The 12,977-nt window shown below is 51.9% G+C and carries 11 protein-coding genes; 2 read left to right on the top strand and 9 right to left on the bottom strand.

Going from position 1 to position 12,977, the window contains the following annotated elements:
- Positions 1 to 18: 18 nt before the first annotated feature.
- From RI501_RS04545 to RI501_RS04510, 8 genes are all read right to left on the bottom strand, one after another.
- Positions 19 to 1,407, bottom strand: a complete 1,389-nt coding sequence (locus RI501_RS04545; RefSeq protein WP_313820550.1) for a sensor histidine kinase — start codon at positions 1,405 to 1,407, stop codon at positions 19 to 21.
- Complete coding sequence (locus RI501_RS04540; protein ID WP_313820549.1) at positions 1,400 to 2,107, bottom strand: response regulator transcription factor; 708 nt, start codon at positions 2,105 to 2,107, stop codon at positions 1,400 to 1,402. Before RI501_RS04540 ends, RI501_RS04545 begins: the two co-directional genes overlap by 8 nt.
- Before the next feature lie 3 nt (positions 2,108 to 2,110).
- Positions 2,111 to 3,262: a PDZ domain-containing protein gene (locus tag RI501_RS04535; protein ID WP_313820548.1), complete on the bottom strand. Its 1,152-nt coding sequence runs from the start codon at positions 3,260 to 3,262 to the stop codon at positions 2,111 to 2,113.
- A 224-nt stretch (positions 3,263 to 3,486) separates the two neighbouring features.
- A protein-coding gene (gene prfB, locus RI501_RS04530) for a peptide chain release factor 2 (protein ID WP_313820547.1) occupies positions 3,487 to 4,603 on the bottom strand; the annotation gives its coding sequence in 2 pieces (ribosomal slippage) (positions 3,487 to 4,530 and positions 4,532 to 4,603; 1,116 coding nt in all).
- 121 nt (positions 4,604 to 4,724) lie between these two features.
- Positions 4,725 to 7,088 carry a preprotein translocase subunit SecA gene (gene secA, locus RI501_RS04525; RefSeq protein WP_313820546.1) on the bottom strand — a complete coding sequence of 788 codons (2,364 nt, stop codon included), beginning with the start codon at positions 7,086 to 7,088 and terminating at the stop codon, positions 4,725 to 4,727.
- A 290-nt stretch (positions 7,089 to 7,378) separates the two neighbouring features.
- Entirely contained in the window at positions 7,379 to 7,939 is a 561-nt protein-coding gene (hpf, locus tag RI501_RS04520; protein WP_313820545.1) for a ribosome hibernation-promoting factor, HPF/YfiA family, read from the bottom strand.
- A gap of 139 nt (positions 7,940 to 8,078) precedes the next feature.
- Positions 8,079 to 8,753, bottom strand: a complete 675-nt coding sequence (locus tag RI501_RS04515; RefSeq protein WP_313820544.1) for a ComF family protein — start codon at positions 8,751 to 8,753, stop codon at positions 8,079 to 8,081.
- Complete coding sequence (locus RI501_RS04510) at positions 8,750 to 10,060, bottom strand: ATP-dependent helicase ComFA (protein WP_313820543.1); 1,311 nt, start codon at positions 10,058 to 10,060, stop codon at positions 8,750 to 8,752. Before RI501_RS04510 ends, RI501_RS04515 begins: the two co-directional genes overlap by 4 nt.
- Before the next feature lie 79 nt (positions 10,061 to 10,139).
- On the opposite strand from RI501_RS04510, the gene RI501_RS04505 reads away from it, so the two are divergent.
- The gene (locus RI501_RS04505) at positions 10,140 to 10,802 is read left to right on the top strand and encodes a YigZ family protein (protein ID WP_313820542.1); all 663 of its coding nucleotides are present in this window, start codon (positions 10,140 to 10,142) and stop codon (positions 10,800 to 10,802) included.
- A gap of 140 nt (positions 10,803 to 10,942) precedes the next feature.
- Here the strand turns inward: RI501_RS04505 and RI501_RS04500 are convergent, their stop codons facing one another.
- Positions 10,943 to 12,037 (bottom strand): glycosyltransferase family 4 protein, encoded by a 1,095-nt coding sequence (locus tag RI501_RS04500; protein WP_313820541.1) that lies wholly within the window; start codon positions 12,035 to 12,037, stop codon positions 10,943 to 10,945.
- 560 nt (positions 12,038 to 12,597) lie between these two features.
- On the opposite strand from RI501_RS04500, the gene RI501_RS04495 reads away from it, so the two are divergent.
- Entirely contained in the window at positions 12,598 to 12,966 is a 369-nt protein-coding gene (locus tag RI501_RS04495) for a CidA/LrgA family protein (protein ID WP_313823135.1), read from the top strand.
- The last annotated feature ends 11 nt before the right edge of the window (positions 12,967 to 12,977 follow it).

Raw genomic sequence — 12,977 nt, 5'->3', positions numbered from 1 at the left:
TTGTTTTATTTTAACCGGTTAGTCTGCCGGCCCCGTCGATGCTGAATCCGCGGTCGTTGGTGTTGCTCGGGGAAAGGTCAACGTGACGGTCGTCCCGCTTCCTAGTTCACTTTGCAAAGCCAGCTTACCATTCAACGCCTTCACCAGTTCACGCACGATGGCCAACCCTAACCCACTGCCACTCACCCGTTGATTCGAGTGGGAAACGTCGGCCCGGTAGAAGCGTTCAAAGACGCGTAGTTGATCCTGTTGCGAAATGCCGATTCCGGTATCGGCCACGGTCAACGACCAAGTGGTCGGCGTGGTGGCGGTACTCAGCGTCACGGTTCCCTGCGGTCGGTTGTATTTGATGGCGTTACTCAACACATTTTTGACAATCTGATCGAGCTTGCGTTGGTCGGTTGCCGCGACAAAATCAACCGGCACCTGGTTTTGTAAAGTCACCTGATTGACCGCCGCTAGGGGCTCTAACAAATGGACCTGTGCCGCCAACTGCTGCCCCACCGGTACCTGATTAATCTCAACGGCGTTCCCGGACTCGATGTGGGAGATGGTCAACACGTCGTTAATCAATTCCACCAGCCGGTCGCTTTGCTGATCAATAATCTTCAAGAACTCAACCAGCTTATCTGGATCATCCTTCGCCCCCGCGAGCAACGTCTTGGCAAAACCCGCAATCGCCGTCACCGGCGTCTTAAGTTCATGCGAAGCGTTCGACACGAAGTCCAACTGCATCTGTTCAACCGCGTAGACCTCGGTGACGTCGTAGAGCAAAACGAGCACCTGAAAGAAGTCTTGGGAGGTCGCCGTGTAGACCACTTGCACGTCAACGGTGCGTTCGTTGGGAGTTCCCGGTAGTTTCAGAACCTGGTGTTGGATCTGCCGCTCGTTAAGCGCTGTGTTAATCAGACTGGCCAGTTCGAATTGCTGCACGTCCTGCGTGAACGGGTGCCGCCGCGGCGACACTTGCTGTTGCAAGAACTGTTCCATGGCCGGATTAGCCAACTCAACCTTTCGGTACCGGTCAATTACCATGACCCCCACCGGGAGGTAGTCAAGCAGGGTCGCAAACTCCTGATTTTGCCCCGCCATCTTCCGTCGAAGTTTCCGTTGATGAGTTTGCAGATAGTTGATCTGGAGGGCCAGTTGATAAAACGGATCGTGGGGGGACAATAACACGTGCGCCGGGGCCTCCGCGTGCCGCATTTTTTCAACCTTACGGGTCAGAATTGAAATGCGCTGCTGGGCCCACCGCTGGTAGAGCAATAAGCCGCCCCACTCAATCACGGCGAACGACCACCCAATCCCGATGGCGATGCCCAAGCTATCGGGGCGTAAACACCACACTAATAGCGTGTTAATGATCAAAAGAGCCACCCCGCTTACTCCCAACATTTGCTTACTCATGGGGCGCCTCAAAGGTGTAACCGAACCCCCGAACCGTCTTTAGGAGTTGGGGATGCTTGGGATCCGCTTCGATTTTTTCTCTTAAATGGGACACGTGGATATCGACCATCCGTGTCTGACCGCTATAGTCAAAGCCCCAGACGCCTTCGAGTAACTGCTCGCGGCTCCAGACCTTGCCCGGGCGCTTGGCAAAGAATAAAAGCAGTTCGAACTCCTTGGGGGTGAGGTCAATGGTTTGTTGCCCCCGCTTAACCCGGAACTTGTCCTGATCGATACTGAGCCCAGCGATGTGAATGACGTGGCCGTTGTCCACGGCCGTTTGTGGCGTTGCATCATCGTGATACCGCCGCATGACGGCCTTCATCCGCGCCAGCACCTCTCGTGGACTGAACGGTTTAGTAATATAATCATCGGCACCCAATTCCAAGCCAACCACGGTGTCAAATTCACTGGTCTTAGCCGTAATCATGATGATGGGCGTCTTAATTTTTTCTTGCCGCAGGCGCTTCGTCACCTCGACGCCATCCAACTTCGGCAGCATCAGATCTAACAAAATCACGTCAAATTGTTCATGTTCTGCCAGCTTTAAGGCCTGTTCCCCGTCAATGGCCGTGACAACCTGATAATCCGCTTGCTCCAGATTATACTGTAACAACGTCACAATCGCTGGTTCATCATCCACGACTAGCACTCTACTCATGATTTACCCCTCCTGATCTCTGAATAGAACTATCCCGATTTCATGTGGTGCCCCGGAATAAATGGCCGTTTCCGTTACTTTCAAATCACCTGCCATGTTTCGCACCCGCAAATGACAATACGTTGGATTAAGTAATAGCGCTTCGTAAAAGGCGGTTTCACTGTTAACCGCTTGGTGGTTACATTCCAAAATAATGTCCCCCGCCGCTAAGTTTAACTTGACCGCCGGTGTTCCCGGCCGAATTGCCAGGACCCGCACCCCGTCATCTACTTGAGAATACCAAAAGGACTGCCGTTGGTCATAGCGTTTGGCTCGCCATAAACAACCCCCGTAACAAACCAACAAGACGATGACAACCACGGCAAGATCCTGCGGCCGCCAGAGTAACCACCCCACACTCAGCAAGGCTAAACCGGCCAAAACTAAGATATGGTGGGCTAAGCGCTGATAAACCACCCGTGGTTTTTCCCGAAAGACCGTGAACCGAACCCCCAACAGCAAGGGTAAGATGATCACGGCAAACGAGTGCCCGTGTAGCGTCAGCAGTGGCCAAAACCGCCACGAACTATTAAACCAATCACCGGGAATTAACGTTACCAGGGGGATTACCAGCAATTCACGCCAGGGATAACCGGCAATGCGTTTGCCCCGCTGCTTAGCGTAAATCCGGGGACTAGCGAACCGGCCGCCGTAATGGGCAATCCAATGCCCTAAGCCTAAAAAGGCCACGACTAATAACCAAGCGAAACTACTAGCGGGAACTGACCCCCAGCTGAGACCCAGTTCCGTTAGATTCCCCTTAGGCAGCCAGTGATCCCCGTACGTGGCCACCAACGTGCTCACCACCAGTAGGGTCACTGGCAATAGTGTCGTGGGAAAGATCACCAGCGAGAGGAACGCCAAGGCTTCATAGCTCAGGACCCAAACTAATGGTAAGCTGGCTCCCACAATCAGGTTTAACACCGACAGGCCAACGCCCAACATCAGTCCCTGGGTCAGCATGTGGCGTAACTCGTAATGGTCACTATCCACCGCGCTACTGAAGTCATGCCGTTCGCGTTTGATTCGCGCACGACTGGTCAACCACGAACGCAGAATGGCTAACCACAAGAGGGGCTGCAAAAAGAAACTGCCCAAAACGAACAATGTCCGCATGAAATCGACACCTTTCTAAAAATAGCTGATTTCAGTATAGCATTAAACAAAAACGGGTAACACGTCATTCGCGTTACCCGGTCAATCATTAGTTGTGATTTCGATTTGTTTTCAAAGATATTTTCGGCCCACTCAAAACCGAGTGCCCGCCGAATGCGGCTACCCAGCTTTGAACCAGGCTCTCGCTCACGAACCCCCATCAACATCGGCTACCGTTTACCCAGTTAGTCTGGGTTCTTTTGGCTCAATTGCCATTGCAGGTAGGCGTCGATGAACGGATCGAGATCCCCATCCATCACGGCTTGCCCCTGTGAGGTTTCGTAGTTAGTCCGGTGATCCTTAACCATGGTGTACGGGTGGAAAACGTACGAGCGAATCTGCGATCCCCAACCAATGTCTAACTGTACACCTTCCAGAGCAGCCTTTTCCTTAGCCTTTTTCTCTTCTTCTAACTCGTACAACTTAGCCCGCAGCATTGCCAGCGCCGTTTGCCGGTTTTGCAACTGTGACCGTTGTGCCTGGCTTTGCGTGACGATTCCCGTCGGTAAGTGGGTAATCCGAACGGCGGACGAGGTTTTGTTAACGTGCTGGCCCCCGGCCCCCGACGCCCGGTAGACGTCGACCTTCAAGTCGGCCGGATTGATTTCCACGTCGACCGAGTCATCCAATTCGGGCAAAACGTCCACGGACGCAAATGACGTATGGCGCCGCCCCGCCGAATCAAACGGCGAGATCCGGACCAACCGGTGAACCCCCTTTTCGGAACGCAGGTACCCGTAAGCGTTGCGTCCGGCAATCAGCATCGTGGCACTCCCTAAACCAGCAACTTCACCCGCTTGATAATCTAGGACGGTGACTTTAAAGTCGTGCTGCTCGGCCCAACGCGTGTACATCCGCATCAACATTGAACCCCAATCTTGGGATTCGGTGCCCCCGGCCCCCGGATGAATTTCTAGAATGGCATTATTATGATCGTATTTCTGGTTCAGTAACAGGTTTAGCCGGTACTGCCGGAGGGCTTCTTGGGCTTGAGTAAAGCTACGCTCGAAGTCGGCTTGCATCTCCGGATCTGGTTCTTCACTCAGCAACTCAACGGCCACGTCCAGGTCATCAACCTGATTGGAGAGGTGTTGAAACTCATCGACCTTTTTCTTCATGTCGTTCGTCTCATCGATTAACTTTTGGGCCTTTTGGGGATCGTCCCAAAAACCCGGTTCGGCCATCTGGCCCTCGTTGACACTGATGCTTTCATTTAGGGCATCAAAGTCAAAGCGACCCCCTAAAGCCGGCAAGTTGCTCGTGCATGGTTTGAATGGCGTGTTTCGCATCCGTTAATTCCATTTTGTTGGCTCCTTTAAAAGTTATTTTGATGGTTCCCAATCCAGTGTACCATCAATTACGCCGGACATAACAAAACGAGGTTGGAAAAATTCCAGCCTCGCTTGAACGGCATCATTGACGTCTACCGCGTAATATTTTGACGAATTTCAGACTTCATGAACAACCGGGTCGCGTCGTATTCGATGTCGGAAATCATTTCTTCGAACATCCGGAACCCGTCCTGTTGGTATTCCACCAACGGGTTCAATTGACCGTAACCCCGCAACCCAATGGATTGCCGTAATTGATCCATGGCATCAATGTGGTCCGTCCAGTGAGAATCCACCACCCGGAGTAAGACCACTTTTTCGAATTCCAGCATCTGAGCCGGATCGTACAGTTGCTTGGACTTTTCTTCGTAAACCTTGTCGGCCAAGGTCATGAAGTAAGCCACAATCTCATCCGCCTTCTTGTCCTTCAAGTCAGCCAAGCTGATCTGATCAGGCGACACCATGGCTGAAATCCCAAAGTCCAGTAAGGTATCCAAATCCCAATCGGCTTGGTCCCCCTGGGTGTGTAAACTAACCACCCGGGTAACGGTCCGCTTGATCATTGGCATCAAGACCCACTTCAGCGACTTGTCTTCTTGAATGACCTGGTTACGTTCACCATAGATGACGTCCCGTTGTTGACGCATCACATCATCGTATTGCAAAACGTTCTTCCGGGAATCATAGTTATTCCCTTCAACCCGCTTCTGTGCGGACTCAACCTGTTTGGTGATCATCCGACTCCGAATCACGGCGTCTTCACCATCCACGTTCATCCGTTGCAAGAAGTCTTTGACCCGATCGGAACCAAACCGCCGCATCAAGTCATCTTCCAAGGAGAGGTAGAACTGCGTCATACCAGGGTCCCCCTGCCGGCCAGAACGGCCCCGCAGCTGGTTATCAATCCGCCGCGATTCGTGACGTTCAGTCCCAATCACGGCTAACCCACCGAGCTCAACCACACCGGGTCCCAACTTGATATCGGTCCCCCGTCCGGCCATGTTGGTGGCGATCGTCACGGCGCCCCGTTGACCCGCATTTTGAATGATGTCGGCTTCCTTCGCGTGGTTCTTGGCGTTCAAGACCACGTGCGGGATGTTTTCGTCATCCAACCGTTGCGACAGGTATTCGGACGTTTCCACGGCCACGGTCCCGATTAGCATCGGTTGACCTTTTTCGTGAAGATCCTTGATTTCCCGAACAACGGCATCGAACTTCGACTGGAGCGTCGGGTACAAGACGTCGGGATGGTCAATCCGCACCACCGGTTTGTTGGTCGGCACAGAAATGACTTCCATGTTATAGATTTCCCGGAATTCTTCGGCTTCGGTCTTAGCCGTCCCCGTCATCCCGGCTAACTTGGCGTACATCCGGAACAAGTTTTGGTACGTGATGTTGGCCATGGTCTTGGTTTCTTCTTGAATCTCGACGCCTTCCTTGGCTTCGATGGCCTGGTGCAACCCGTCAGAGTAGCGCCGGCCTTCCATCACCCGCCCAGTAAAGGAATCGACGATCAAGACTTCGCCGTCTTGAACCACGTAGTCCTTATCCCGTAACATGATGAAGTTTGCCCGTAAGGCTTGGTCCATATGGTGGGTTAAGGCCGTGTTATCCGTATCGTACAAATTCTTCAGATTAAAGTATTTTTCGGCCTTTTCAATCCCCGTATCGGTTAACGAAACGGTCTTGGATTCCAGGTCGATCTTAAAGTCTTCTTTTTCGTGTAAGGTCTTCGCAAAACGGTCCACCCGTTTATAGAGTTGGCTCGTGCCTTCGGATTGACCGGAAATGATCAATGGCGTCCGGGCCTCATCGATTAAGATGGAGTCCACTTCGTCGACAATGGCGAAGTTTAACGGCCGTTGAACCATGTCTTCCTTATAAACCACCATGTTATCCCGCAGGTAATCGAACCCGATTTCCCCGTTGGTGGAGTAAGTGATATCCGCATTGTAGGCTTCACGCTTTTCATCGGGCGACTTTTCGGCAGAGTTCAATCCCACCGTCAAGCCCATCCAATTGTAAAGTTCCCCCATTTCGGTGGCATCCCGCGCGGACAGGTATTCGTTAACCGTAACCACGTGGACCCCTTTACCGGCAATGGCGTTTAAATACACGGGCATGGTGGCGGTCAAGGTCTTCCCTTCACCGGTCTTCATTTCCGCGATATTCCCTTCGTGAAGCACAATTCCCCCCATGATTTGAACATGGAATGGGTACAAGCCTAAGACCCGGCGTGCCCCTTCACGACAAGCGGCAAAAGCTTCGGGCAGTAAATCGTCCAAGGTTTCGCCGGCTTGATAACGCTTCTTAAATTCAGGCGTTTTAGCCTTCAGATCTTCGTCTGAGAGCTTTGAATATTCATCAGCGTAAGCGCCAACCTTATCCGCTAATTTACTGAGGCGTCGCAAAGTTCGTCGATCGCTTTCGACCCATTTCTTTAAAATGTTTGCCATGTGAGAATTCCCTTCAGTACTTCGTTTAATTAATCTATTTTAAGTTACCCATTCTTTTGCAATAAATCAACCTACATTTTAACACTAACACCGCCAAGATGAAACTCTTCTCCCCAGTTAACGCAGGCTAAATCGTTTTCAATTGCCAAACGGCTATAAAAACCCTAATAGTCCGAACATTTACGGCTACTTTAATCGAATCCCCCGCTAATTAACGCTGTGTCATTTCTCTTTAAGACAGAAAAAAGCCCGGGACAACGGCCCCAGGCTTTCACGTGTTTAGTTTACGGTTAGGCTTCGTCGTTAGCTTCAATCAAGCCGTACCGACCATCATTGCGCCGGTAAACGATGCTGGTACCATTGGTTTCAGCATCTTGGTAGATAAAGAAGTCGTGTCCCAGCATATCCATCTGCAGGATGGCTTCTTCATTGTCCATTGGCTTTAAGGAAACTCGCTTGGTCCGGACCACTTGAAGATCAGACCCTTCGGCTTGATCATCATCCGCCGTAGCGTTCGGGGCAAAGTCCAAGTTCTTGTAGCCCTTTTCACGTGACTTACGGTTAACCTTGGTCTTGTACTTGCGGATTTGGCGTTCCAACTTATCAGTCACCAAGTCAACACTGGCGTACAAATCTGGTGAGGTCTCCTCTGCCCGTAAGGTCAAGTATGGGAGTGGGATCGTTACTTCAACCTTGGCCGTCTTGTTTTGGTAGACCTTCAGGTTGATATGCGCAATTGCCTCAACGTTGTTATCGAAATACTTCTCTAACTTGCTGATCCGCTTTTCAACGTAATCCCGTATTGCGTCAGTAACTTCGATGTTTTCACCACGAATATTAAATGTGAGCATAAAACTTCTCTCCCTTCAGCCAAGAAATCCCTTGGCTTGCTTAGCACTCGAAGGACCACTCTTCATAGGTGCTTTGCTTACTATTATTATAATAGAAAGCGCTACGATAGACAATTATTCTAACTAATTAAAATTCGTTCTATCGCGCTAAAGTCAAGCTAGTAACCGCTTTCGCGCCCCCTAAATAAATTTGAGTCGCAGCGTGGCGCAGGGTCCGACCCGTGGTGTAAACGTCATCGAGCAACAGAACGTGTTGATTGCGGAGTAATTTAGTGGCCCCCGGTTGCAGGCTGAAAGGCTGCGGACTTTGTAGGCGTTCCTGCCGGGTCTTACTAGATTGAGGTCGCGGCTTGCGGGCGGCATCCACGGTCAGTACCTGTTGAAAGGGTTGATCGGTCAGCCACCCCGTCACCTGGTTGAACCCCCGCGTCAACCAAGTTTCCGCCGTGACGGGAATGGGAACCAAGACGTCGTAACGTTCTTGCGCCAAGGCCTGACGCAGATAGGGCTGCATCACCAAGCGTAACCGATAATCCCCCTGAAACTTATATTGTTGCATATAGGCCTTTAGCGTGGCATCGTACGGAAAAATCGCGTGGTTGACCCAGGAATCCCCCCACCGCTCACAATCATGGCAGACTTTGGTGGTGCTTTGCTGACGACCACACCGGGGGCATTGTGGCGCGTGGAGTGGCCGCAAGCGCTTCTGGCAAACCGCACACAGATTAGGACTTGGTAAGGGCGCCCACCGCCACATGGCAGCCAGCGTGACGCCGGAAGTGACGGGACGTTGGCACCAGACGCAGTTTTTCATGGTCGACGGCCCCCTAAGCGGCGGCCCTTCCGATTCAAGGTTCGAATCATCCGCTGAGCCCGTTGGACGGCCCGGGTTTGACTGTGACAATAACAGATGACCTCCCCACCTGGATGGTCCGGGTGGCGCCCCACCCGTCCTGCCATCTGAACCAGTGCCGCGGTTGAAAAGACGGCGTCATCGCCCCCTAAAATGACGACGTTCACGGCGGGAAACGTAACACCTCGTTCCAGAATTGTGGTGGTAATTAGACTGGTCACCTGTTGGTCACGAATGGCCTGCACCTTAGATTGCCGATCGGGATCGGCCGCGTGGACGGTCACCCCACCGTCTAGGTGCGCGTGTTGGAGGGCGTGCTGAACTGGACTCAAATCGGCGACGTGGGGCACAAATAGGAGGTACCGTTGCTGGGTTTGTTGATACCGGCGTAATCGCCGTAAGATTGCGCCGGGCAGCCGTGGTTGGGATAATCGTTGGCGCCAATTACCAACTAGTCTGACTTGAATCGGCGGTAACAAGTAGCCGTGGTACCGCAAAGGGAGGTAGGTCACGGCCAATTGGCGCCGTTGTACTTGCCGTTGGAGGTCGCGCCCCGGGGTGGCGGTCAGATACAGGTGGCTGCCCGTGGGTTTCTGCGCGCGTTTAACCGCCAATTGTAATAAGGGGCTCGTCGCTAAGGGAAAGGCATCCACCTCGTCGACAATCAGCCAGTCGAAGGCCGCCTCGAACCGAAGTAACTGATGCGTCGTACAGATGGTCAGCGGACAATACTTGTAGGGTAACGCCTGTCCCCCGTATAGCACGGTCTGAGGGACGGTAAAGGCTTGCGCCAATCGGGGGGCCAATTCCAAACAGACGTCCACTCGCGGTGAGGTCCAAGCAACCCGCCACCCCTGCTGCAATGCCCAGGCTAGCGCGGGAAAACCGATCTCCGTCTTCCCCGCCCCAGTCACGGCCCATAACAGCTGGTCGCGCCCAGCCATCGTGTACCGTTTAACCGCCTGGGCCGCCGCTAACTGGATCGGGCTAAGTTGCCCCGGCCAGTTCAGCGGCGATTCCGTCAACGTCGCAAACTGATTAGGCTCCGGAATAGTGTATAATTTGGTATGAGCGGTTAGCCGTCCCAGGTTCAAGCAGTGCCGACAATACGGGATCTGCTGAGGTAAGTAATCGGTCGTTGCGACCCATTGTTGGCAGCGCTGACACCGCCAACGGCCGTTAACCTGCCGCAATGCGGGAATCCCGTGGCCGGATGCCGGGGCTTGTTCTAACGGCAACCGTCGCCCGAAAAGTTGACTTTTTTCCATGGACTTTCTCCCCTTCACCATTGGTCTTTAGGAATAGGTCCGTTCGGGGACGCTGAAATTTTGAAAAAGGGTGTTTTAAATGGAAACCGATTATTTAACCATTCAAGCGGCTGGTCACCACGAAATAGAAATCAAAAAGTCGCGGTTCATTGCCGACCTTGGTCGGGCCGCAACCGAAGAAGAGGCCCAAGCCTTTTTGGCAACCGTCATCGCGCGTGAACCCAAGGCCACCCACCATTGCTGGGCTTACGTACTGGGCGATCACGATCAGATCCAGCGGGAAAGCGACAACGGGGAACCCTCCGGTACCGCCGGCGTGCCCATCCTTACGGTCTTGCAACGAAACCACCTGCACAATACGATTGCCGTGGTCACCCGGTACTTTGGTGGCATCAAATTAGGTGCTGGAGGCTTGATTCGTGCTTACAGCAACGCCACGTCAACCGGAATCGAGGCCGTGGGCGTGGTCAAGCGAGTACGGCAACGGGCGATCCACATCACCGTCGATTACCCGAACTACGACCGGCTGAATCATTACCTTAAGGAAAACGATCTGACCGTGTTACAGACCCTCTACACCTCATCCGTGCAGGTCACCATCGCCGTTGATCTCGCCGCCGTGGAAGCCACCCAGCAGGACATTACCAATTTTCTAAATGACCGGCTCACCATGACCCTAGGTGACGTGGACTACCACGAAGTTCCCGTTGAGATCCACGCCAGCAGCCGAGCTGACGATTGAGTCTGGGGTTAAACCAGCCCCTCGTTTGAGTTTTTCAATCCGGGCTGCGTCCCCAATAAATTGGTCCACTTAACGTAAAATCGACAATTATTCCAACTTTAGGAATAATTGTCGATTTTACGTTATTAAGGTTAATTTCATTAATCTGACGTTTTCGAAGTGAACCGTTTAACAATATGCTTGATCCAATGCAGCAAAGGCTGCCGGTTGGAGCCAACTAAGCCGATGGCCTCGACGAATAACTCCAGACCGATCATGATGGCCACGGTCAACAAGACGGAGCCCCAAATCGTGGATAACGGATACAGGAGCGCAATAAACGAGAAAATCAAAGCAATCCCGTAAATCACCAACACCGTTTGCCGGTGCGTTAATCCCAGTTGCATCAACCGGTGGTGCAAATGGTGCTTATCGGCGTGCGAGATGGGCTGCCGGTTTAAAATCCGGCGAATCATCGCGTAAACCGTGTCCGTAATCGGCACACCCAAGATAATCACGGGAATGATCACGGAGATAAAGGTCACGTTTTTCAAGCCATATAATGAGAAGCACGCAATCATAAACCCGATAAACTGGGCGCCGGTATCGCCTAAATAGATTCTTGCGGGGAAAAAGTTATAGGGTAAGAAGCCCACCATTGCCGCCACTAACGCAAAGATCATAATGGCCACCCAGGTATTCGCGACGTTTAAGAAGAACAACCCGGTAATCCCGGTAGTGGTCAACGCAATAATGGATACCCCGGTCGCCAGTCCATCCAACCCGTCGATCAAGTTGATGGCGTTGATGATCGCCACGATCCACAGTAGCGTGATGGGCAACGCTAGTAAGCCTAAGTGCCAGGTACCGATAAACGGCAGCGTGATGTAGCGCATTCGCACCTCGGCAATGAAGTAGACCTCTAGCGCCGCCAGCAATTGCCCGATGACCTTTTGATGCGGTTTTAATTCGTAGACGTCATCGATCATCCCCTCGGCCACGATAATACACTCCCCACCGAAGAGTCCCCAGAGTTGCTGGGTCGGCATCTGATCACGTAATAAGAACATGGTTGAGAAGGTAAACGCAATGAAGATGGCCAATCCCCCCAACGTCGGCATGGGAATCTTGTTGACTCGCCGCCGGTTGGGCTTATCGACCGCCCCAATCTTAAACGCGAACCGGCGGACAAACGGCGTCAGGATTGCGGAAATGATCATGGTAGCAAATAAGCTAACAATAATCTCAAATTTCATAAAACTTCCTCTTTCTGTTCTGCAGGTCAACGCAAACCCCGATCCTTAGACCGGATTCACGACACCCCTTGATTAACGGTGCCGCTTCCCCACAGATTCTTGACATATCTTTTGCTAATTATACAAAGCCACGAAATCAAACACAACCGCCAGTTCAAATTATCACGAAAACGCAATAGTTGGTTTGGTTAGTTAATCAAAATTCACAATCTATCCAATTTGGTCACTTAATGAATGATTATTCGGAAAGACTGGCCGGTCGCTTTTCGCAACGAACCACTAATTATTACACGACACCACGTTTGCGTATCAAAGTAATTATATCAGGGCTTTAGCTTGTGCTTAAAACCTAAACTTCATATAATGAATTTACACGATTAGGAAAACCGGCAGGTGCCATTTTCGACTAATCGTCGACTTGCTATCATTTGTGAAAAAATTATATTCGTGCCGCAACATCATGACGCACCTGAAGGGAGATTTTTTAATTGGCAACTCAAAATAAGGTCACTGTCACCCCGGATACGCCCGCGGAAAAGCCATCTCCCATCTTAATTCAAATGGGAATTTTCGCCGCCGTATTATTTGTCTCCAGTCTCATTTCACCCCTCTTTCCAGCATCGTTTCCCGTCCCGACACCGGTGATCGGACTGGTTTTGTTGTACGTCTTACTGGCCACACACATCGTCAAGCTCCGTAACGTCGAAAAGTTTGGCGACTTCATGATCAGTCTCATCGCTTTTCTGTTCGTGCCATCCGGAATTCAGCTAGCGGCGAACCTTGATATCTTAAAGGCTGAAGGGGTTCAGATTGTTTTGGTGACGCTGATTGCCACCATCATCCTACTGGTCGTCGTGGCCTATACCACCGCACTGTTCATCCGAATTGCCAAGAAGGTCTTTCACATGAACACCGACGTGCATAACTAGCCGCCTAAGAA

It is taken from the genome of Levilactobacillus zymae (genome assembly GCF_032190635.1).
GTDB classification, from domain to species: Bacteria; Bacillota; Bacilli; order Lactobacillales; family Lactobacillaceae; genus Levilactobacillus; species Levilactobacillus zymae_A.
The sequence above is the reverse complement of the archived record's forward strand: the minus strand, read 5'-3'. Positions and strand labels throughout refer to the sequence as shown.

Bases quoted from the DNA above. Each gene is read 5' to 3' on its own strand.
- RI501_RS04535 (WP_313820548.1), bottom strand. From the start codon at position 3,262: ATGCGGACATTGTTCGTTTTGGGCAGTTTCTTTTTGCAGCCCCTCTTG.
- RI501_RS04510 (WP_313820543.1), bottom strand. From the start codon at position 10,060: ATGGAAAAAAGTCAACTTTTCGGGCGACGGTTGCCGTTAGAACAAGCC.
- RI501_RS04540 (WP_313820549.1), bottom strand. From the start codon at position 2,107: ATGAGTAGAGTGCTAGTCGTGGATGATGAACCAGCGATTGTGACGTTG.
- hpf (WP_313820545.1), bottom strand. From the start codon at position 7,939: ATGCTCACATTTAATATTCGTGGTGAAAACATCGAAGTTACTGACGCA.
- RI501_RS04495 (WP_313823135.1), top strand. From the start codon at position 12,598: ATGGGAATTTTCGCCGCCGTATTATTTGTCTCCAGTCTCATTTCACCC.
- RI501_RS04545 (WP_313820550.1), bottom strand. From the start codon at position 1,407: ATGAGTAAGCAAATGTTGGGAGTAAGCGGGGTGGCTCTTTTGATCATT.
- secA (WP_313820546.1), bottom strand. From the start codon at position 7,088: ATGGCAAACATTTTAAAGAAATGGGTCGAAAGCGATCGACGAACTTTG.
- RI501_RS04500 (WP_313820541.1), bottom strand. From the start codon at position 12,037: ATGAAATTTGAGATTATTGTTAGCTTATTTGCTACCATGATCATTTCC.
- RI501_RS04505 (WP_313820542.1), top strand. From the start codon at position 10,140: ATGGAAACCGATTATTTAACCATTCAAGCGGCTGGTCACCACGAAATA.
- RI501_RS04515 (WP_313820544.1), bottom strand. From the start codon at position 8,753: ATGAAAAACTGCGTCTGGTGCCAACGTCCCGTCACTTCCGGCGTCACG.